The organism is Pauljensenia sp. UMB3104, from assembly GCF_030217285.1.
In the GTDB taxonomy this organism is placed as follows: Bacteria; Actinomycetota; Actinomycetes; order Actinomycetales; family Actinomycetaceae; genus Pauljensenia.
Map to the genome: position 1 here is coordinate 1 of NZ_JASONN010000617.1, position 234 is coordinate 234.

Below are 234 nucleotides of genomic sequence, written 5' to 3' on the forward strand. Positions count from 1 at the left end.
TCGAAGGTCTGGCTGGAAGAAGCAGGCGTGACCCTGCTCCGCCCCGAAATCAACGTCGACGACAACGGCACAATCTCCGAACTCGCTGTTGTGCAGGAATCCTTCTCTGAAGGTTCCTCGTTGCGCCCGCACCGCATGGCCGTCGCCGGTTACTCGGCCACTGAAGATGGTTCTTTGAAGCAGGTCTTCCGGCAAGAGCTCGATGTTGACGGCGCACGCACCGTTGTTCCTGCT

Annotated in this window: 1 protein-coding gene; it reads left to right on the forward strand. The window is 59.4% G+C overall.

The genetic code is table 11. The features are described from left to right. Positions 1 to 234 (forward strand): hypothetical protein (locus QP415_RS13010; protein WP_285100353.1); only part of this gene is annotated, 234 nt, incomplete at both ends.